Source organism: Nocardia carnea, from assembly GCF_029869215.1.
Taxonomy (GTDB): Bacteria; Actinomycetota; Actinomycetes; order Mycobacteriales; family Mycobacteriaceae; genus Nocardia; species Nocardia carnea_B.
Genome location: NZ_JARWPM010000449.1, coordinates 24,159 through 43,405, shown reverse-complemented (window position 1 = coordinate 43,405; position 19,247 = coordinate 24,159). Strand labels below are relative to the sequence as shown.

Here is a 19,247-nt window from a genome sequence, read left to right as displayed (position 1 = left end):
GGTCATTTCGATGGTTTGGTGCAGTGGGTGTTTCATCAGGCCGTTGAGCCCGTAGAAGCGGGTGACGCTGTGGTGCACGGCGTGGAACCGCCACAGGATCCCGATCTTGTGGCTGGCGTAGTGGGCCAGGGTGATCCCGAGGTCGGCGACCAGAACCGCGAGCGACACCTGCACCAGGAATGGCCAGCCGTGCGGCCAGATCCCGTTTCCGGGGATGAGCGCGGCCAAGGCGGGGATGGCGGCGATGCTGGCGAGGATGAGGGTTTCGTTGACGAAGGTGTGGACGGTGTCGCGGCCGGTGTCGCCGTGGGAGGTGTTCCAGGAGTCTTGATACGGCAGGAGTCGTTCGGCGGTGAACGACACCGCGACTGCGACGGCGAGCAGGACGATCAGCCAGGCTTTGTTGGCGCCGGTGGCGGCCAGGGCGATGCCGGCGCCGTTGATGCCGAGCAGCATGAACGGTGCGTAGCCGTAGCGGATGAGTGGTCGGGCGAGCGTGGACATGGATTCAGCCTCGCGTCCGCGCAGTGGTGTGGGCTTGAAGAAATCAGCCGACTTCCGTGCGGCCCGCAGGTTCTGGCCGCCAGCCGGTGGCAATGAGTGCCTCAGTGGGAGTGATACCGATCAACGCGCGGCAGGTGCGGGTGAGGTGTGCACTGTCGGCGAACCCGGCGGTGTGCGCGGCCTCGGTCAGCGAACCGCCAGCGCGCACGACACCGAACGCCTGACGCAGCCGTGTCCAGCGTCGCCACGCCGCATAAGGCAACCCGACCTCCGCGGCGAACACATGTGATAGGCGGCTGCCCGAGATGCCCACCCGGGCGGCGAGTTCGCCCAGCGTGGGTGGGCCGCCCGGCCACTCTGCCGCGGCCCGCAGCGCGTCGGCGACGACCGGATGCGTCCGCTGCCGCGCCGGGGCGACCGGCGGCACCGATGGGCGCGGGCGGGCGGCCGCAACCCAGCTGTCGGCCTGAGCGGTAGGCAGACCAACTAAGCGTGACACCGCCGCGTGCGCAGGGGCGCTGTCGGGATCGAGAAACGCCACGAACCCGGTGGTGCCTGGCTCGGCGTTCACCTTATGGCTGACGCCTGGCGGGATGATCGCCGCCTGCGCCGCCGTGGTGTGCCCGGTCGCATCGGTGAGGGTAAGCGCCCCGTGAGCGACGAACAACATTTGGACCGCCGCATGCGCGTGCGCGGTCGCGTCCCCGATGCGGCCGGTGAATGCCATCAATCCCGGGGTGAACGCCACCCCGCCGCGCCACCGCGCCACCGCCCCAGGGGTGGTCGGTGGCGCGGCGACGGCGGTCATGACGGTGAACCGGCCAGCGCGGGCGCGGGTTTGGTCGCCGCGGGTGGGGCTGGGTCGAGGGGTTTGGTGCGGCCGGCGCGGACACCGTTGGCGATGACGACGATCTCGGCGAGCTCGTGCACCAGCACCACCGCCGCCAAGCCGAGGACCCCGAACAGCGCCAGCGGGATCAGCACTGTGATCAATACCAGGGATAGCCCGACGTTCTGCAGCATGATCAACCGGGCGCGGCGCGCATGGTCGAGTGCGCGGGGCAGGTGGCGCAGGTCTTCGCCCATCAATGCGACGTCGGCGGTTTCGATGGCCACGTCGGTGCCCATCGCGCCCATCGCGATCCCGAGATCGGCGGTGGCCAGGGCGGGTGCGTCGTTGACGCCGTCGCCGACCATCGCGGTGAATCGCTGTTTGCGCAGTTCGGTGACGATGCGGGCCTTGTCCTCGGGGCGCAGGTCGGCGTGCACGGTATCGATTCCCGCTTCGGTGGCCAGGGCTTCGGCGGTGCGGGTGTTGTCGCCGGTCAGCATCGACACCTTGGCTCCGCCGGCGTGCAGGCGGGCGATGACCTCGCGGGCCTCCGGTCGCAACTCATCGCGGACGGCGATCGCCCCGATTACGGTGCCGTTGTCCTCGATCAGGACCGCGGTCGCACCGGCGCGCTGCATGCGTTCCACGTCGGTGGCCAGCGCCGCGGCCTCGATCCAGCCGGGGCGGCCCAGCCGCGCCGGGCGTCCGTCGACCCGGCCGGTCAGCCCTGCGCCGGTGACGGCTTCGACGTCGGTGGCGGGGGTGACGGTGTCGGCGGCGGCGAGGATCGCGCGGGCGAGGGGGTGCTCGCTGCGCGATTCCAGCGCGGCCGCGACCGCCAGCACGCGGTCTCGATCGGCACCGTCGACGGTGGCGATTTCGACGACGGTGGGGTTGTTGGCGGTCAGGGTGCCGGTCTTGTCGAGCGCGACCTGGCGGACCTTGCCCATCGCTTCCAGGGCGGCGCCGCCCTTGACCAGCACACCCAGCTTGCTCGCCGCGCCGATCGCGGCGACGACGGTGACCGGCACCGAGATCGCCAGCGCACACGGCGAGGCCGCGACCAGCATCACCAGCGCGCGTTCGATCCAGACCACCGGATCACCCAGCAGCGTACCGATCACCGCGATCGCGGCGGCGGCCACCATGATCCCGGGGACCAGGGGTTTGGCGATCTTGTCGGCCAGGCGCTGGGCTTCGCCCTTGCGGGCCTGTTCGGCTTCCACGATCCGCACGATCCGGGCCAGGGAGTTGTCCTCGGCAGTGGTGGTGACCTCCACGTGCAGGGCGCCGGTGCCGTTGATCGACCCGGCGAACACCTCTGCGCCGGGGCCGGCTTCGACCGGCACCGATTCCCCGGTGATCGCCGAAACATCCAGCGCGCTACGCCCTTCGGTGATCACACCGTCGGTGGCGACCCGTTCGCCGGGGCGCACCAGCATCCGGTCTCCGACCCGCAACTCCGCCGGGGCGACGACGGTTTCGGTATCGTCGCGCAGCACGGTGGCGCGGTCGGGGACCAGGTTCAGCAGGGCGCGCAGGCCGCGGCGAGTGCGCGCGACCGCGTACTCCTCGAGGCCCTCGCTGATGGAGAACAGGAACGCCAGCATCGCGGCTTCGCCGACCTCGCCGAGGATCACCGCGCCGATCGCGGCGATCGTCATCAGCGTCCCGACGCCGATCTTGCCCTTCGCCAGCCGTTTCAAGGTCGAGGGCACGAAGGTATAGGCACCGGCCAGCAGCGCTGCGATCTCCAGACCCAGCTCCACCGGGCGCGGGCCGCCGGTCCAGCCGACGATCAGCGCCGCGACCAGCAACAGCCCGGCCACCGCGGCCGCGCGCAGCTCGGTGACCTCCCAGAGCTTTTCCGGCTCCCGCTCCTCGGCCTCATCGTTCTCGCCGGTCGGTTCGTCGTGGCCGCAGCCGCACGCGTCGCTCATCCCCGCACCTCCACGTTTTCTGTCGCCGAAGTTGCGGCGGAATCGGTACCGTAATTCGGGCACAATGCCACCGCGTTCCCGGTCGCGGCCAGCAAGGTCTCTGCGGAGGCCAGCAGGTCCATCAGCTCGGGTCGGGCCAGGCTGTAGAACACCTGACGACCCTGCGGGCGCCCGACGACCAGCCCGCAGTCGCGCAGGCACGCCACATGCGCCGACACCGTCGACTGCGCCAGCCCGAGCCCTGCCATCAGGTCCGCGACCCGCGCCTCACCGGCTGCCAGCCGATGCACGATCGCCAACCGCGTCCCGTCGGAGAGGCTGTGGAACAACGCCACCGCCGGATCCAGGCCTTGCGCACCGGCCAGGCATCCATCACCACTACTCATCGCCATAAGACGATGATAGCGTGAATTCAGAATCAATCGTGCTTTGGCGATCACATCGAGAGAAGGCGATACCGATGGCGGGTGGTCACAAAGGAGCCGCGTGGGCCGGCGTGAGCGGGCGGGGTGAGCGGTGATGGCGATCGCCGCACTCCTCGTGTTCGCGGTGTTCGCGCTGGTGGCCGGAGGTGCGCGGGTGCTGATCCAGCGCCGCCGCACCGGCGACACCGGTATCCGGCAGTTCCGTCCGGCGCCCGGATCGGTGCAGTGGTGGGCGCACTGGGGATTCGTCACCGGTGGCCTGATCACCGGGCTGGCGGCACCGCTGGCCGACCTGTCCGGGCTGGCACCGGTCCCGCTCGCCGACCGACCCGCCGTCACCGTCACCGGTGCGGTCGTGGCCGTGGCGGGGGTGGCGGCGACCTTCGCCGCGCAGCTGGCCATGGGCGCCTCCTGGCGCATCGGCGTCGACGACACCGAACGCACCCGCCTGGTCACCACCGGGGTGTTCGCCTACGTGCGCAACCCGATCTTCACCGCCATGCTCGCCACCTTCGCCGGTCTGGCACTGATGGTGCCCAACCCGGTCGCGGTCACCGGCTACGCGCTGCTGCTGGCAGGTGTGCAGGCGCAGGTCCGCGCCGTCGAGGAACCCTACCTGCAGCAGGTCCACGGCCCCGCCTACAACGCCTACGCGGCCCGGGTGGGCCGGTTCGTGCCCGGCGTGGGACGCGAGCGGCCGATCCGGTAGCGACCGGCTGCCAATCCTTCGCTGGGAGGCTTGTTGCCCAGCCGGCCGATAACCGTTCCCTGCAGTGACCCGATTGGGCAGTCGAACCGGTGCGGGTACCGTGTGGGCGTGCTCTCCGATTTGTCCTCTTTGGCTGGAATGTGACGCTATGACTTCTCCGGTGCGCTCGCGGCGCAAACTGCGGATTCTGACGACGATCGCCGCTGTGTTCGTAGTGGTGGTGGCAGCGGTACTGGTGACCGCTGCCCGCGACAACGAGGGCGCGAGGTCCAGTGGTGAGTCGTCGAGTGCCGCGCCGGTGTCGGCCGTGCGCCCGGACAGTCATCGGCTATCCACCGCCGCCGACGGCAGGGTGACGCTGGTGGAGTTCCTCGACTTCGAATGCGAAGCATGCCGGGCTGCTTACCCGCTGGTCGAGCGACTGCGCGAAGAGTATGGTGACCGCGTCAGTTTCGTGGTGCGCTATTTCCCGATCCCCTCGCATTTCAACGCCGAACGGGCCGCGCGGTCGGTGGAAGCTGCCGCCCAGCAGGGTCGCTTCGAGCAGATGTATCAGCGCATGTACGAGACGCAGGCCGGATGGGGCGAGCAACGCGTTCCCGCCGATGAGGTCTTCCGCGGTTTCGCTGCCGACCTCGGACTCGACCTGGCCGCCTATGACGCCGCCTACAACGATCCTGCCACCTTGGATCGAGTGCGCAGCGATTTCAACGACGGTATCGCCCTGGGTGTACAAGGCACCCCCACTTTCTTTGTCAACGACGAAATGGTGACCGCGAACAGCTACGAAGACCTCGCCGAGGCTCTGGACAGCGCGCTGGGCTGAACGAGGGTCTGGCAGCACGGGGCTATATCCGCACACTGCGGGGGCAGGTAGACGTTGTTTCTCCGTGGGTCAGCGTTCGGCCCGGACGGCGTCGAGGTCTGAACGTATGCGGCGTGAAGCGAAGGCGTAGCGCGGCAGTCCAGTGGCCGATGTGGACCACAGGGACTGGGCGGCAAGGAGTCGAATACTACGTTGTGTAGTAGATTGGTCTTGCTTCTGTCCAACCGTGAAGAAGGAATCACTCGTGCTCGTGCGGTCTGCGTCTCGATGGTTGGTCATTGCTGTAGTCGTGATCGGGGCGCTGATCGTGGCGATCTGGCCGCGGTTGACTTCGACCGGGACCGGGCCTCTGGAAGTGGGTGTGACGTCGGGTGCGGCCACAGATTCTTTCGTGGATGCTCCCGAGGCCGGCCTCGCAGGTGCTGAGCGCCTGAAGCCATGCCCTACTCCCACTGCGTCGTCACCCGCTGAGGCGCCCCTGCGTGGCGCCTCGGTGCGGTGCCTGGGATCGGCGGCATCGGTCGATCTGGCAGCCGCACTGAGCGGGAAGCCGACCCTGATCAATTTGTGGGCGTCGTGGTGCGGGCCATGTCGGGAAGAGATCCCTGCGCTCGATGCGTATGCGAACGAGCCCGATTCGGTCCGTGTGGTGGGGATCAATGTGCAAGACGACCCTGTCGCTGCTCTCGGGCTGTTGACCGGTCTGGGTGTCGGATACGCATCGTTCGTCGATACCGGTGATGTACGCAGGGCGTTGTCCGTGCCCGCGGTATTGCCGCTGAGCTTTCTTGTCCAGCCGGATGGTTCGGTCGAGCGCATCACCACACCGGCAGTGTTCGGCAATTCCGCCCAGGTTCGTGCCGCGGTCAGTGAGGTAACCCGATGAGCCGGAAGCACGGCAAGCGAGTCGATTCGCAATCCGCCCCGCCCCGATCTCGGCAAACCCGATGGGTCACCGTGCTCGCGTTGTGTACATGCCTGGTGATCGCTGTGACCGGTTGCGCTTCCGGTTCGGATTCGGTCGCCACGGGTGGCGGCACCTTCGAGTTCGTTTCACCAGGTGGGCAGACCGACATTTTCTACGACCCGCCGGACAGTCGCGGCAAGATCGGGACCCTATCGGGGCCCGATCTCATGTCCGAGGACAAGATGTTGTCGGTGGCCGACTACGCCGGGCAGGTGGTGGTGATCAACCTGTGGGGCCAATGGTGCGGTCCATGCCGTGCCGAGGCCGATGATCTCGAACGCGTATATGCCGCCACGAAAAGCTTGGGAGTGCAGTTTCTGGGGATCAATGTCCGCGATTCCCAGCGTGAGAAAGCGCAGGATTTCGTCATCTCCTACAAGGTCGGCTATCCGTCGATCTATGACCCGTCGATGCGCACGCTGATCGCGCTCGGCGGCACCTATCCCACCAGTGTCATCCCCTCCACCCTGATCCTGGATCGACAGCATCGGGTGGCGGCGGTATTCCTGCGTGCCCTGCTGGCCGAGGATCTGCAACCGGTGATCGAACGCGTGGCGGCGGAACAATGACGGCGCTCGCCCAGGGACTCGGTGCCAGTTTCCAGACCGCCGCCGCAACCGGGCCGCTATTGCTCGCGCTCGCCGCCTGCATGCTCGCCGGTCTGGTGTCGTTCGCCTCGCCGTGCGTGGTGCCCCTGGTACCCGGCTACCTGTCTTATCTCGCTGGTGTCTCCGGCGCCGGCGCCGCTCCGAACACCGTCTCAGGTGAGCGGCGCTTCTCCGGAGATCGGTGGCGGGTGGCAGGGGCGGCAGCGTTGTTCGTCGCCGGTTTCACCGTGGTCTTCGTCTTGGCCACCGCGTCGGTATTCGGCGTTATCGGAGTGCTGCGGCTCAACGAGGACTTGCTCCAGCGAGTCGGTGGAGTGATCACAATCGTGATGGGGCTGGTGTTCGTCGGATTCATCCCGGCAATGCAGAAAGACACCCGCCTCGCCCCGCTACGCATTCCTTCGCTCGCGGGCGCGCCGCTGCTCGGCGGAGTATTCGGGTTGGGCTGGACCCCGTGTCTGGGACCTACCCTCGCCGGAGTGCTTTCGGTCGCTGCCGGAACCGAAGGTACGACTGCCGCGCGGGGCGTGGTGCTGATCATCGCCTACTGCCTCGGGCTCGGATTACCGTTCATCGTTCTCGGTTTCGGCTCTGCGAAAGCTTTGCGGGGAATCGGTTGGTTGCGCCGGCACGCCCGCACGATCCAGATCGCCGGCGGCGTCATGCTCGTCCTGGTGGGCGCAGCCCTGGTGAGCGGCGTGTGGGCACTGTTCATCGGCTGGTTGCGCAATGAATTCGTCACCGCGGTGGTACTCCCGATATGACCCGCCCCGGCCGTCGCCTCCGCGAGGATCAGGCCCGCTGGTCAAGTGTTTCGAGTGCTGCTCGTAAGCGGGCGGTGGCGTCCGCGGCGACCGGGCGGAGCTGCGGGTCGCTGGTGACTCCGACCATGAGGTCGGGGTTCATGGCTTCGACGTGGATCAGATCCGTGTCGTGGGGGTCGCGGCGCACGACGACGTTGCAGGGCAGCAGCAGCCCGATCTGGCGGTTGATGTCGACCGCCTGGTGGGCCAGGGGTGGGTTGCAGGCGCCGAGGATTCGGTAGTTCTCCATGTCGTGGCCGAGTTTGGCCTTCAACGTGGCTGCCATATCGATGTCGGTGAGGATGCCGAATCCTTGTCCGGCCAGGGCTTCCCGGACCGCGTCCACGGCGTCGTCGAAGTCGGTGTGCAATGTGGTCGACAGGGCGATTTCCATGACGTGAAGCACCTTCCTTGCTCGAGATGTCAGGCGTGGCCGGGTGGGCAGATTCCGGAGGTGATGCCCGTGCGGCGCATGAGTAGCGTGGCCGGGCACCAGCCCACCGCGCTGTAGAGCAGCAGGTTGGCGCCGACGAGTGCCGGTACGATCAGCCACCACGCCGATATCGTCGCGGCTGCAGCGGTCCCGGCCAGGACCAGTGTCCCGGCCAGCAGCGGTACCAGCCGGGCAATGGTCCAGCCTCTACTGGTCAGCGGTGAGCTCGGCATGATCTTCCTTTCTCGGATCCGTCCTCGCGAGATGGTTCCCCGGGGTCAGGCGAGGGCGAGGAACAGTTTTTCCAGTTCGGCCACGGTCAACGGGTCGCCGGATTCTTTCGTTTCATCGAGGCATTCGCGCAGTCCTGTGGCCAGGATTTTGAACCCGGCTCGGTCCAGGGCGCGTGAGACGGCCGCGAGTTGGGTGACTACGTCTTTGCAGTCGCGTCCCTGCTCGATCATGGTGATCACTCCGGCGAGCTGCCCGTGGGCCCGGCGCAGCCGGTTGAGTACCTGGGTGATGCTGTCTTCGTCGCCGATCACGGCGTCCTCCTTCATAGCCATCCGAATAACCCACAATACCCCCCGGGGTATATATATCGGCCTGTCAGTGATGGGCGAAACTGACCCGCGGCAGGACCCGGCGCAGCCAGGCCGGCGACCACCAGGCGGCACGGCCGGTGAGCCGCAGGATGACCGGTAGCAGGACCAGCCGCACGATCAGGGCGTCCAGCAGGACCGCGACGCCGAGGATGATGCCCATTTCCTTCGGGGGCAGCGGTTCGGCGAGGGCGAAGGTGAAGAACACCGCGACCATCACCGCCGCCGCCGCGAAGATGACCCGCCCGGAATGGGCCAGCCCCTCCACCGCCGCGGTCGCGGCATCACCGGTGCGTTCGTACTGTTCTTTGGCGCTGGCCAGCAGGAACACGGTGTAGTCCATCGCGATAGCGAAGATCATGGCGAAGAAGAACACCGGACCCCACCCGTCGAGGAACCCTTGCGGAGTGAAGCCGAGTAACCCGGCGCCGTGGCCGTCCTGGAAGATCAGCTTCGCCACCCCGAACGCCGCGGCGGTGGAGCCGAGGCTGACCAGGGTCCCCAGCGCGGCGATCAGCGGGGCCTGCAGCGCCACCAGCAGCAACACGAACCCCAGAACCAGAATCACCGAGACCACGATCGGCAGGTAGTCGTTCAGGGCCTGCTGCAGATCCAGGTTCTCCGCGGGTGCGCCCCCGACCAGGGCTTGGTCGGGCAACCGTTCCCGCAACCCGTCCAGAACTGGGCCCATGCGCTCATCGGAGGGATCCATAGCCGGCAGGGCCTGCATCATGACCCACCCGGAATCGTCGACGGCGGGCTGGGCGGGCGTCACCATCGCGATGCCCGCACCCGTCGCCGCCTCGGCGGTGTGGCCGGCCTGATCGGCAGGGGTGATGATCTGCAGCGCACCGGGCGCACCGTCACCGAGCTGACGCTGGACCAGCTCATAGCCCTGTCGCACCGGCGCCTGCTCAGGCACCACCTGGATCGAGGGCATCGCGACCTTCAACCCGAGAACCGGCAGCGCCAGCACGATCAACACCCCCGCCCCGGCAATCGCGAACGGCCACGGACGCTCATGCAGCAACCGCGCCCACCGGGCGAAACACGGCGACCGGTGCTGCTGCCGGGCCGCATACGGCAACGCCGCCGCATTGATCCGCTTCCCGAGCGCGCCGAGCGCGGCCGGCAGCAACGTCAGCGTCGCCGCCAGAACGAACACAACCGCGAGCATGATCCCCACCGCCATCGTGCGCACCGCCGGCGCCGGCACCAGCAACACCGCAGACAGGCTCACCAGCACAGTCAGACCCGACAGCACCACGGCCTTACCCGCGGTGGCCATCGTCTCGGCGACCGCCCGCCGCGCATCGGCGGTCTTGCTCAGGGCGTCACGGAATCGGGCCACCATGAACAGCGCATAGTCGATACCCAGCGCGAGGGCGAACATCATCGCGAAGTTCATCGCCCACACCGAAATCGGGGTCACCTGGTTCAGCAGCACCAGCCCACCGGCCGAGGCCACCAACCCGGCCACGGTCAGCAACAGCGGTAGTCCCGCTGCGACCAGTGAACCGAACGCCAGCACCATGATCAGTAGCGTGACCGGCCACGAAAACAGCTCCGCCTGGATCATCGCGTCGTGATTGGCCTTGTTGAAATCACTCCACAGCGCCGAGGCTCCCGTCGGATACACCTCGACACCCTCGCCTGAGAGCGCCGTCAGCGCCGCTTTGTGTTCGTCGACAGCCCGGACCATGTCATCGGCCGAGGCGTTCGCCCCCGCGATCAGAATGCCGGTATGCCCATCCGGGCTGATCGTCATCCCCGGCTGCGGGTCGATCACCTGCCCGAACCGGGAATCACCGGCGAATACCGTCGACACCTCGTCCAGCACCGTCTGCATCCGCGGATCGGAGAGCTGTGCGGCATCGGAATGCACCACCACCTGCACCGCCGCCGAGGAATTGCCGCCGAAATGTTGCTGCGCCAGCTCCCGAACCTGCACGGATTCCGAACCGTTGGCCTGCCACCCCGCACCGGCCAAGGAACTGAACACACTGGGCGCCGCAGCACCGAGCGTGACCAGCACTACCAGCCAGACCCCGAACACCACCCGGGCACGACCGGCCATCACGGACCCCAGCCGCGCGAGCGCCCCCGCACTCGTCCGACCGGGTCCAGCTGTACTCGGCGGCCGGTCCGTCGTCGTCTCCGTCATGGTCTTCTGCCCTCTCGGCCTGCGCCAGTTCTGCGTCCTAATACCCCCGGGGGTATTTGCCATCGGCGTCCAAGATATACCCCCCGGGGTATTACTGAAATGGGACTCTCGCCACAGCAGGGGTCCGGACGCCGGAGGAACGGAGACCGCCGTTCGCCGCGATACCTCGATTCCGCCGCGGCTACCCCGGAGCTGTCGCCCACCGTGATGGAGTTGGCGATGCGCTCACCTGGCCGCATGCCTGGTGATCGCGGTCGCGGAGTTCCCGCCGATGGTCTTGTGTTGATCCCGGCCCGAGGAGTTCGGCGCCCCGGGGAGGGCGCAGGCCACAAGCTCTGCTGCCCCATGGATGCGGTGGCGTACCCGCGCATATGCGAGTGGCCTGCGATATTTCGGGGTTTCCCCTGATGTGTGAGTCCCGGCCGGCTGGTTGAGTTGTGTCATGTCCGGTGACGCAACCAACGGTGAACTGGACCGTGTGGAGCGGATTTTCGATCGCCTCGCGGCCGGCTACGACCGGCAGATCGGCTGGTCTGAACGCCTGCTACTCGGTGATGCCCGCCGATGGGCGATCGGGGAAGCCCGCGGGGAAGTGGTCGAGATCGGTGTCGGCAGTGGGTTGAACCTGCCGCTCTATGGTGCCGGTGTCACACGGGTGATCGGTGTGGAGTTGTCCGAGCGGATGCTCGATCTCGCGCGCGGCCGGTTGGCGGCGGTGCCGGTGGAGTTGCGTCAGGGTGATGCCCAACAGCTCGATCTTCCTGCAGAGTCGGCAGATTCGGTGGTCTCGACCTACACGTTCTGCACGATCCCCGATCCGGGCGCCGCCGCAGCGGCGGCGTGGCGGGTACTGCGCCCGGGCGGTGTCTTCGTCGCGGTCGAGCACGGTCCGGCCCGTGCTCGACCGGTCGCGGCGGCGATGCGGATGTTGGAGCCGCTGGCGGTACGGTTCGCCGCGGACTACCTGACCCGGGAACCGGTCGGCTACCTCACCGCCGCAGGCTTCACCATCGAGCACTACGCCCGCACCGGTCGCGGCGGCGTCGTGTTCCGTGTCCTGGCCCGTAAACCCGAGTAGAGCCGGGGCCCAGGCGGGGAGACGAATCCCGGTATCGGCTCGGTCGCCGAAGGCGCCGCAATCCGGCAGTTGCCGCCCTGGTCGCGAACCGAAACCGAACCCCTGTCGCTGGCCTCCTGGCCGGGCCGAGAGGAGGGGTGATCCGGTCAGCTGTCGGGTGACTCGCGGGCGAGGCGCGCGACGGTGTGGATCACGTCGTCGACGAGGCGTTCGAACAGTTCGTCTGTGTCGGGCAATGCCTCGCGCTGTGCGCGTCGTAGCAGCGGTAGGTCGAGGCCGGGGTGGCTGTCGAGCCAGGCCTGGGGTACCAGGTGCCGGCGGTGTTCGGGATCTTCGGCATCGGCTCTGTAGTCGATGAAGAGTGCGAACCCGTAGAGGCGCACCAAAAGGTCGCTGTGGACGAACAGGGCATCTCGCAGATCGAGCCCGATCGCGACCAGGAACTCCAAAAACAGTTCCGGGGCGGTGAGGCGCTGGGCAGGTATGCGCGCCTCACCCACGCGTTCGTCGAGTGAAACCAGTAATGCGCGGGGGTGGCGCCGCGCCGTGTCGCGCAGCTCGCGGCAGTAGTTGCGTAGTCCGGCGCGCCAGTCGCCGGGGTCGAGCCGGGGGACCGGCCAGTGCGATAACCACAGCTCGACTGCCCGGTCGACGACCTCCTCGCGGTCCTGTACGTGCCGGTACAGGGCGCGAACGGTAACGCCCAGCTCTGCGGCGAGATCGTGCATCGTCACCGACCCGAACCCGCGGCGTCCCGCCAGTTCGAGCATGGTGGCGGCGATCGAATCGGCGGTGAGCGTCGCCCGGCCGCCACGTGTCACGGGGCTGCGGCGTCGACGGCCCGGGGGCAGTGGCTGGGGCATTCTCGACACACTAGAACATAGTTGACGTTCATGGTGCATTGACTTCAATGGCTCCGGTCCAGCACACTCGGTTGGCCGAGAATCTGCTGTTCCACTTCTCCGATGCGAGAACTCATGCCCGAAAGGGGCACCCCGATGACCGCTACACCGCTGCAAAATCATGACCTCGACCGTTTGGTCGCCGATCTGCAACAGCGCAGCGCAGCCCAGGTTCCGGCGATCACCGGCTACTTCGCCGACCGGGCAGACCGCGGCGTCGCCACCGACCTCGCTGACCTCGACACCGCCGCCGATGAATTTCTCTCCGACAAACTCGTTGCCTTGGAACACGACAAGGCACTGCTGTGCCATCGGTTGTGCCTGGCGATGCGCGCCCGGCGGGTTGTCGAGGTCGGTACTTCCTACGGTGTGTCGACGCTCTATCTTGCCCAGGCCGTCCGCCTGGTGGTCGAAGCCGACGGTGGAACCGGTGTGGTGGTCGGCACCGAGCACGAACCGGCCAAGGCTGCCGCCGCGCGCGATCACTTCATCGCCGCGGGACTCGACTCCTATATCGATTTGCGCGAGGGCGATGTTCGAGTGTCCCTACGAGATCTGGACACACCTGTCGACCTTGTGTTGATCGACATCTGGCCGGGCGTGGCCCGGCCCGCGCTCGAGGTGGTCGTCCCGAAGCTGCGCCGCGGCGGGGTGGTGTTGATCGACAACACCGAAAACCGGCCCGAGATCTACCGCGATGTCTTCGACTACATCGATGACCCCGCAAATGGCCTGGTCACTCAAACCTTGCCGTTTCGAGGGGGTTTGGAGATGGTGGTCAAAGGGTGAACACCGGACCAGGCGCCCAGCGAGTGGGCGCCTGGTCACGGACGTCGGGTGTGCTCGGCTTTCGGAGGTGGACCTCATGTTGTCGAGCAGGACCCAGTGGTTGCTCGGTCAGCTGGTCACCGAGACGCTGACGCCAGGAGTGCTGATCACCGGTTGATCGATCACCACCGTGAGAGTCGAGCCGGGGGTTCGCGCCGCTCGCTCGGCGAACTGGGAGATGTTCTCGGCGAGACGCTGTTTGGCCTGCGGCGTGAAGCTGGGCGGCAGCGTGCCCAGAACGGGGCCGAGGTTCATAGCGGTGATCGCCGCGGCTTCGGTGTGTGTCAGCTTCACGGTAACCGTGCTGTCGGAAGGCGTTACCGACACCGCCGACGCCGGTGCGCTTGTCAGCAGGAGACAGCCGAGGGGAGCGGTGATTGCGGTCAATGGGGCGAAGATTCTCACAGGATTCCTTTGCTGCTGTTGTGGAACGGGATCGATTGGGGAATCCGCCGGGCGTGTCCCGGGCCGTTCGGCGGATGAAAATTGCGTGTAGCGGCCGGTCTCGGCCTTGTATGCGGCGCAGCGGGGTGATCGCTCTCCGCGCCAGGTCACGGGGTGAGAAGGAGCCGATCGGTCAGGCCGGCGCCGGCTCCGGTTGGGCAGGTTTGGTGGGGCGCGACCGGTCGAGGTGATGCAGAGCCAGTGCGGAGATCGCGCCGATGGCGGCGAGACCGACCCAGACGAGGATTTCGGCACCGGCTTCCCGCGCCGCTCCCAGAACGGCTCCGGTCGCCAGGTTGCCGAGCAGGATGCCGACACCGACGATGGTGTTGTAGAAACCGTAATGGGTGGCTACGAGCCGGTTCCCGGCCAGCGATACGACAGTGTCCATTTCGAACGGGAACACCGTGGCCGTGCCGACGGCGAGCAGAGCCGCCGAGATCAGCAGCGCCGTGTAGGCAGCAACGACGCCGAAAGTGCCGACACCTGGCGCGATGGCCAGTGGTATGAACGCGACCGCGAGGATGCACATGCCGATCACCAGGGCGCGCCCGGTTCCGAATCGTCCGGCGAAGAACGTGGTGATGCGCAACTGGCCGGCGATTGCCACAATCGCGGACACCACGAACACCGCGGAAACCAATACCTGGGCGTGGGTGCCTGCGATGGCCTCGGCCTGCAGCGGCAGCGCCAAGTAGGTCTGGAACGACAACACGTAAGACCCGATCATCGCGACGGAGAACCACGCGAAGCGGCGATTGCCGGCAACGGTCCGCCAGTCGTGGAGCACCGAGGTCTTCTCCGCAGCCTCCGGGGCACGCCGGGTAGGCAGCGCACACAGTTGCGCTACGGTCAGCGCGGCGAAGACCACCGCCGCAACACCGGCCGTGGTTTGAAAGTCCAGGGCCATCAGCGCCAGACCCACCAGGGGACCTGCCAGTATTCCGGCCTGGTAGAACACGTTGAACACCGCGAAGGCTTCCACGCGGCGCTCTCCGGTATCGGCGGCCAGGTAGGCCCGGACAGCCGGATTGAACAAGGCGCCCGCGAAACCGGTCGCGGCCGACGCGATCAGCAAGGCTGGTAGTGAAGTCGCGAAGACGAGCAGCGCGAAGCCACCGGTGCGCAATAGGCATCCGGCGACGATGAGCGGTTTGTAACCCAGCCGGTCGGCGAGGGTGCCGCCGATGAGGAACATGCCCTGCTGAGAGAAGTTGCGGACGCCCAGCACCAGGCCCACGGCCCATGCGGCAAGGCCGAGCGGACCGGCCAGATACCCGGCCAGATACGGCATGAGCATGTAGAAGCCGAGGTTGATGCCGAATTGGTTGATCATCAGCAGTCGCGCCGGCAGGTCGAAGCTGCGGAATTTCGCCAGAAGCGTCACCGTGCCGCCTCCGAGTAGGTCGTGAGGGTGCGCGGGTCGATCACCGTGGTGCAGCGCGTCCAGGTCCGCACCACCCGTTGCTCGGGATGCTCGATGGTCTCCGGATCCAGCGGGGGTTCGGCATCGAGCAGGCCGTGCTCGGCGCAGTAGGCGTCGTTGTAGACCGTGTCGAAATAGCGGTGCGGACCATCGGGGAACACCGCGGCGATCCTTGTGCCCGGCTCGTGCATACGCGCTACCCATCCGGCCACCAGCGCCGCCGCGCCCACGCTCCAGCCACCGCTGGCGTAGTGGGTCGAGGCCAGGGCGCGGCAGGCCCAGACCGCGTCGGCCGGCCCGACCCAGTGCACCTCGTCGAAGGCGCCGTAGTCGACGTTGGCCGGGTAGATGCTCGAGCCCAGACCCCGCATCAGGCGAGGTTGGGCCGGCTGGCCGAAGATGGTGGAGCCTACGGTGTCTACACCGATGAGCTTCATCTCCGGCTGGAACCGTCGTAGTACTCGGGCCACTCCGGCGGAGTGCCCGCCCGTGCCGACCGCGCAGACCAGCACGTCGACTCCACCCACCTGATTGATCAGCTCCAAGGCGAGCGATTCGTAACCGGCGACGTTGTCGGGGTTGGTGTACTGGTCCGGGCACCATGAGCCGGGTTCGGCCGCCAGCAATTCCTCGACCCGTTCCCGGCGTGCCTGCTGCCAGCCGCCGGCCGGATGAGGTTCGGTCACCAGCTCGACCTGCGCCCCGTAGGCGGCCAGCATTCGGGAGACGATCGGTTCGAGTCCTGGATCGGTCACCACCGTGGTCGGATGCCCGGTGACGATCCCTGCCAGGGCCAAGCCGAGGCCCAGGGTTCCGCTGGTGGATTCGATGATGCGCGCTCCGGGCGCCAGATCGCCGCGTATCTCGGCTTGCCGCACCATATGGAGAGCGGGCCGGTCCTTCATACCGCCCGGGTTGGCGCCTTCGAGTTTCGCCCAGAAACCCCGGTCGGGTGGCGCCAAGGGGGGCCCGATCCACTGCACCGGGGTGTTACCGATCAATTCGTGGGGAGAACGGGCACAGCGTAGCGCCTCGCCCCAGGGTTCGGTGATATCCGCGAGAGACCGGGACATGACGACATCGTCCATGTGTGTCGCTTTCTGTATGAGCGCCGTGGCGGCGCCAGACGTATTTCGGGCAGCGGACACCGACCGCGCGGCCCTGTGGACCGTCGGCCTGGCGCTGGCCTGTCAGCGTCTGGAGATACAGAAACGGGTCAAGGTGTCACGGCCACCCGAAGACGTCGGCGGGCCGGTGGAGAAAGAAAATGCTGACGGTGGGAGGGGGCTCGCGACCACCGCTTGCACGCTTTGGCCGGGTGCGATGCGAGCTTTCGGTGTATCGGATCCGCCGGCCACGAACTCGTCGGCGGACATGTGACGGGCGTGCGGTTGCTCTTCGGGGGTACCGGCTGGAGTGCAGAACTCCGCCTCAGCGGCGCCGAAGGCCTCGACGCCGGAGGACGACGTGGTCGTCTGGTGAAGATGGTCGCGCTCGCTGTCGCAACCCGCGAGCGAGAACACCAGAACCAGGATCGCCATCACCCACGTCATGGCAAGGCGGTGGTGCGAGCGCTGCCGATCGCCCACCGGAACCTCCAATTGGTGACTCATTGCTATCGCGTGGGGTGCTGTTCTGTCCGGAGATGTACCGCCGCGGCGGAGGTTGATCTGCGGGCTGGGCGTGTCGCTGGTTGCCTGAGAGAAGTGGCCCACCCGGGTCGTTCCGCCCGGTTCCGCTTGGTGACGTGATGCGGCAATCGCTTGCCGCGTACCTCGTTTGGTGTGCGGAACGCCGTGAAAGCCGGAATGAAGCGGGCCTTCGATTTTTCCGGGGCCCGCAGCGCACAAGATGTGCCGGGTGAACCGGTGCGGGTGTCGAGCACGGGAGAACCATAGGCGCCCACGCGCCTCCAATCTGTGTCCGTGATCACCTTGTATGGCCATTCTCAGAAACTTCTCAGTCACGTGCCCGTAATGCGAGACGTGTAGCGGTGAAGTGATCATGATATTGCCGAATCGAAATGGGCAAAAGGTGTTTCGGCGTTGCCATCAGACGCCGAACCTGTCTGCGACTTCCGGAAGCGCGGCGGCGAGCCGATCCACGTGGTCGGCCGATGTGAACTGCGCCGGGGTGACACGCACACAATCGCCGCGCGCTACCCCGCCGCGCCGAACTGTGAAGATGCCGTGTTCGTCGAGCAGATGAGCGACGATGGCCTCGTTGTCGGCCTGCGACGTGCGGCCCCGGATTCGAAACGACGTGATCGCGCCGTGCATCGTGGGATCGTCGGGCGTCAATATTTCCAGGTTGCCGAGGTGCCGCACTCGCCGCACCCAGTAGTCGCGCAGGTACTGCAGGCGCGCTTGTTTCGCTGCCGCGCCGAGTGCGGTATGGCATTCCAGGGCGGTATTTATAGTCAGAAACGCTGCTGAGTCCAAGGTGCCGGAGTGCACCCGCGCGCGAATATCGTCGGGAGGATAGGTCCGGTCGCCGAACGCGATATCGGTATCGCCGAGGCGCTCATTGCGGATGTAGAGAAAACCGGTGCCGAGCGGGGCGTTGATCCACTTGTGCAACGAAAAACCGACGAAGTCGGCACCCAGATCGGCAATGGAGAAATCGAGCTGCCCCCAAGAATGCGCAGCGTCGACGATCACATCCACCCCGCGCTGCGCGGCCATCGCGACGATCTCCCGCACCGGGACGACCAGACCGGTGCGGTTGTTCATATGGCTGAGCAGCAGCAGTTTCACCCGACGGTGCTCGCTGAGCGCACGAGCGTAGGTGTCCAGGACGACTCGGTGTGTGGCCGGTTCGGGAATGGTGATCTCGACGACCTCTACCCCGCGTCGGTCGCGAAGGGAATCGACCGCGTATTGGCAGCTGTGGTAGTCCAGGTCGGCATACATCACCGCGTCGCCGGGCCGAAGCTTGTTGTACCCGGTGATGAGACTCTGCAGGGCCTCGGTTCCCCCGCGGGTCAGGGCGATCTCGTCGACTTTCGCGCCGACTGTGTCTGCGAGTTGCCGCCGAATATCCTCCAGCTCGGGCTTGTAGGTAGTTCTCAGCAGGTAGGAGTTGGATTCGTTGAGCCGATCCATATTGGTGAGATACGCCTGCCGCACGGGAGTCGACATGATGCCGTAATAGCCGTTTTCCAGGTTGACGATGTCCGGGGTCTTCGGGAACTGGCCCGCGACCCGGGCCCAGAACTGCTCATCGCGCGCCAGCTCCTCGGGCGCGATGCCCGCGGGGGCTGCGACAGGAGCCACATCGGGTGAGGCGTCCCGAGGGCGATCCGCGCGCAGAAGACTCGATGCCAGCAGGCCGATGCCGGCGCCGGTGAGCAGCCCGCGCCGTGAGGCGGTCATGGCGAAACCCCTTTCGATCTCTGTCGGCGTCGTGCCGGAAGCGTTCGGGTGGTGGTCGCACCGGAGAGGTGATTGCCCGGCGGGCTCCGCGATTCGTATCGGAAGCTTGGGGCGCTTGGTCTTGACCGGGCTGCAGTGACTCTGTGACGAACGTGGCTCGGCGATTGTCGGCATGAGTATCCACAGCTGTTGCCGCGGATGCAATTTCGGTGAACCGATGGTGAGTCGTTCGATTGATCGCGGCGCGATCCGCCGACTCGGGGTCGCAAGGGTTCGTACCACCGCCGCCTGGATACGCGACGGCCGCGCCTCGGTATGCGATCCGCTTCTAATGGTTATCGTTCGCTGACTTGCTCGCTTTGATCGACCTTGGGTGTCGCCG

At 66.9% G+C, this 19,247-nt stretch carries 21 protein-coding genes; 7 read left to right on the top strand and 14 right to left on the bottom strand.

What is annotated here, in order from left to right:
- From QH276_RS34340 to QH276_RS34325, 4 genes are all read right to left on the bottom strand, one after another.
- Positions 1 to 504: sterol desaturase family protein (locus QH276_RS34340; protein ID WP_432278814.1), on the bottom strand; the 504-nt coding region annotated here is incomplete at its 3' end.
- Between the two features lie 43 nt (positions 505 to 547).
- A complete protein-coding gene (locus QH276_RS34335; protein ID WP_163844507.1) occupies positions 548 to 1,312 on the bottom strand; it encodes an AraC family transcriptional regulator in 765 nt (254 codons plus the stop codon).
- Positions 1,309 to 3,276 (bottom strand): heavy metal translocating P-type ATPase, encoded by a 1,968-nt coding sequence (locus QH276_RS34330; protein ID WP_163844505.1) that lies wholly within the window; start codon positions 3,274 to 3,276, stop codon positions 1,309 to 1,311. Before QH276_RS34330 ends, QH276_RS34335 begins: the two co-directional genes overlap by 4 nt.
- Positions 3,273 to 3,668, bottom strand: coding sequence for an ArsR/SmtB family transcription factor (locus QH276_RS34325; protein ID WP_163844504.1), 396 nt, complete (start codon positions 3,666 to 3,668; stop codon positions 3,273 to 3,275). Before QH276_RS34325 ends, QH276_RS34330 begins: the two co-directional genes overlap by 4 nt.
- A 127-nt stretch (positions 3,669 to 3,795) precedes the next feature.
- Here QH276_RS34325 and QH276_RS34320 point away from each other — a divergent pair, with 127 nt between their 5' ends.
- From QH276_RS34320 to QH276_RS34300, 5 genes are all read left to right on the top strand, one after another.
- Positions 3,796 to 4,410 carry a methyltransferase family protein gene (locus QH276_RS34320; protein WP_163844502.1) on the top strand — a complete coding sequence of 205 codons (615 nt, stop codon included), beginning with the start codon at positions 3,796 to 3,798 and terminating at the stop codon, positions 4,408 to 4,410.
- 148 nt (positions 4,411 to 4,558) lie between these two features.
- Positions 4,559 to 5,236, top strand: coding sequence for a DsbA family protein (locus QH276_RS34315; protein ID WP_163844500.1), 678 nt, complete (start codon positions 4,559 to 4,561; stop codon positions 5,234 to 5,236).
- A gap of 226 nt (positions 5,237 to 5,462) precedes the next feature.
- On the top strand, positions 5,463 to 6,122 hold the full coding sequence (locus QH276_RS34310; protein ID WP_280396637.1) for a TlpA family protein disulfide reductase: 660 nt from the start codon (positions 5,463 to 5,465) through the stop codon (positions 6,120 to 6,122).
- 95 nt (positions 6,123 to 6,217) lie between these two features.
- Positions 6,218 to 6,772 (top strand): TlpA disulfide reductase family protein, encoded by a 555-nt coding sequence (locus tag QH276_RS34305; RefSeq protein WP_432278160.1) that lies wholly within the window; start codon positions 6,218 to 6,220, stop codon positions 6,770 to 6,772.
- Positions 6,769 to 7,575 (top strand): cytochrome c biogenesis CcdA family protein, encoded by an 807-nt coding sequence (locus QH276_RS34300; protein WP_163844496.1) that lies wholly within the window; start codon positions 6,769 to 6,771, stop codon positions 7,573 to 7,575. Before QH276_RS34305 ends, QH276_RS34300 begins: the two co-directional genes overlap by 4 nt.
- A gap of 28 nt (positions 7,576 to 7,603) precedes the next feature.
- Here the strand turns inward: QH276_RS34300 and QH276_RS34295 are convergent, their stop codons facing one another.
- The 4 genes from QH276_RS34295 to QH276_RS34280 form a co-directional block, all read right to left on the bottom strand.
- Positions 7,604 to 8,008 carry a DUF302 domain-containing protein gene (locus QH276_RS34295; protein ID WP_163844494.1) on the bottom strand — a complete coding sequence of 135 codons (405 nt, stop codon included), beginning with the start codon at positions 8,006 to 8,008 and terminating at the stop codon, positions 7,604 to 7,606.
- Positions 8,009 to 8,037: 29 nt separating this feature from the next.
- Positions 8,038 to 8,280, bottom strand: coding sequence for a YgaP family membrane protein (locus QH276_RS34290; protein WP_163844492.1), 243 nt, complete (start codon positions 8,278 to 8,280; stop codon positions 8,038 to 8,040).
- A gap of 45 nt (positions 8,281 to 8,325) precedes the next feature.
- Complete coding sequence (locus QH276_RS34285) at positions 8,326 to 8,592, bottom strand: metal-sensitive transcriptional regulator (RefSeq protein ID WP_163844670.1); 267 nt, start codon at positions 8,590 to 8,592, stop codon at positions 8,326 to 8,328.
- Positions 8,593 to 8,656: 64 nt separating this feature from the next.
- Positions 8,657 to 10,813: an MMPL family transporter gene (locus QH276_RS34280; protein WP_163844490.1), complete on the bottom strand. Its 2,157-nt coding sequence runs from the start codon at positions 10,811 to 10,813 to the stop codon at positions 8,657 to 8,659.
- 442 nt (positions 10,814 to 11,255) lie between these two features.
- Between QH276_RS34280 and QH276_RS34275 the strand changes: the two genes are divergently transcribed.
- Positions 11,256 to 11,891, top strand: a complete 636-nt coding sequence (locus tag QH276_RS34275; RefSeq protein WP_163844488.1) for a class I SAM-dependent methyltransferase — start codon at positions 11,256 to 11,258, stop codon at positions 11,889 to 11,891.
- 146 nt (positions 11,892 to 12,037) lie between these two features.
- On the opposite strand, the gene QH276_RS34270 is transcribed toward QH276_RS34275, so the two are convergent.
- On the bottom strand, positions 12,038 to 12,712 hold the full coding sequence (locus QH276_RS34270; protein WP_280407027.1) for a TetR/AcrR family transcriptional regulator: 675 nt from the start codon (positions 12,710 to 12,712) through the stop codon (positions 12,038 to 12,040).
- Positions 12,713 to 12,889: 177 nt separating this feature from the next.
- Here QH276_RS34270 and QH276_RS34265 point away from each other — a divergent pair, with 177 nt between their 5' ends.
- A complete protein-coding gene (locus QH276_RS34265) occupies positions 12,890 to 13,582 on the top strand; it encodes an O-methyltransferase (protein WP_163844486.1) in 693 nt (230 codons plus the stop codon).
- Positions 13,583 to 13,690: 108 nt separating this feature from the next.
- Here QH276_RS34265 and QH276_RS34260 read toward each other — a convergent pair whose 3' ends face one another.
- The 5 genes from QH276_RS34260 to QH276_RS34240 form a co-directional block, all read right to left on the bottom strand.
- The gene (locus tag QH276_RS34260) at positions 13,691 to 13,915 is read right to left on the bottom strand and encodes a hypothetical protein (RefSeq protein ID WP_163844484.1); all 225 of its coding nucleotides are present in this window, start codon (positions 13,913 to 13,915) and stop codon (positions 13,691 to 13,693) included.
- A 283-nt stretch (positions 13,916 to 14,198) separates the two neighbouring features.
- Positions 14,199 to 15,452, bottom strand: a complete 1,254-nt coding sequence (locus tag QH276_RS34255) for an MFS transporter (protein ID WP_163844482.1) — start codon at positions 15,450 to 15,452, stop codon at positions 14,199 to 14,201.
- Entirely contained in the window at positions 15,449 to 16,564 is a 1,116-nt protein-coding gene (locus tag QH276_RS34250) for a PLP-dependent cysteine synthase family protein (RefSeq protein ID WP_256666652.1), read from the bottom strand. Before QH276_RS34250 ends, QH276_RS34255 begins: the two co-directional genes overlap by 4 nt.
- A gap of 117 nt (positions 16,565 to 16,681) precedes the next feature.
- Entirely contained in the window at positions 16,682 to 17,080 is a 399-nt protein-coding gene (locus tag QH276_RS34245; RefSeq protein WP_163844478.1) for a hypothetical protein, read from the bottom strand.
- Positions 17,081 to 17,542: 462 nt separating this feature from the next.
- A complete protein-coding gene (locus tag QH276_RS34240) occupies positions 17,543 to 18,865 on the bottom strand; it encodes an aminotransferase class V-fold PLP-dependent enzyme (RefSeq protein WP_163844666.1) in 1,323 nt (440 codons plus the stop codon).
- Positions 18,866 to 19,247: the final 382 nt, after the last annotated feature.

What these genes read in the sequence shown, in the direction of transcription:
- QH276_RS34300 (WP_163844496.1), top strand. Translation starts at nt 6,769, where the DNA reads ATGACGGCGCTCGCCCAGGGACTCGGTGCCAGTTTCCAGACCGCCGCC.
- QH276_RS34325 (WP_163844504.1), bottom strand. Translation starts at nt 3,668, where the DNA reads ATGGCGATGAGTAGTGGTGATGGATGCCTGGCCGGTGCGCAAGGCCTG.
- QH276_RS34290 (WP_163844492.1), bottom strand. Translation starts at nt 8,280, where the DNA reads ATGCCGAGCTCACCGCTGACCAGTAGAGGCTGGACCATTGCCCGGCTG.
- QH276_RS34335 (WP_163844507.1), bottom strand. Translation starts at nt 1,312, where the DNA reads ATGACCGCCGTCGCCGCGCCACCGACCACCCCTGGGGCGGTGGCGCGG.
- QH276_RS34295 (WP_163844494.1), bottom strand. Translation starts at nt 8,008, where the DNA reads ATGGAAATCGCCCTGTCGACCACATTGCACACCGACTTCGACGACGCC.
- QH276_RS34250 (WP_256666652.1), bottom strand. Translation starts at nt 16,564, where the DNA reads ATGTCCCGGTCTCTCGCGGATATCACCGAACCCTGGGGCGAGGCGCTA.
- QH276_RS34330 (WP_163844505.1), bottom strand. Translation starts at nt 3,276, where the DNA reads ATGAGCGACGCGTGCGGCTGCGGCCACGACGAACCGACCGGCGAGAAC.
- QH276_RS34275 (WP_163844488.1), top strand. Translation starts at nt 11,256, where the DNA reads ATGTCCGGTGACGCAACCAACGGTGAACTGGACCGTGTGGAGCGGATT.
- QH276_RS34315 (WP_163844500.1), top strand. Translation starts at nt 4,559, where the DNA reads ATGACTTCTCCGGTGCGCTCGCGGCGCAAACTGCGGATTCTGACGACG.
- QH276_RS34280 (WP_163844490.1), bottom strand. Translation starts at nt 10,813, where the DNA reads ATGACGGAGACGACGACGGACCGGCCGCCGAGTACAGCTGGACCCGGT.
- QH276_RS34320 (WP_163844502.1), top strand. Translation starts at nt 3,796, where the DNA reads ATGGCGATCGCCGCACTCCTCGTGTTCGCGGTGTTCGCGCTGGTGGCC.
- QH276_RS34240 (WP_163844666.1), bottom strand. Translation starts at nt 18,865, where the DNA reads ATGACCGCCTCACGGCGCGGGCTGCTCACCGGCGCCGGCATCGGCCTG.
- QH276_RS34265 (WP_163844486.1), top strand. Translation starts at nt 12,890, where the DNA reads ATGACCGCTACACCGCTGCAAAATCATGACCTCGACCGTTTGGTCGCC.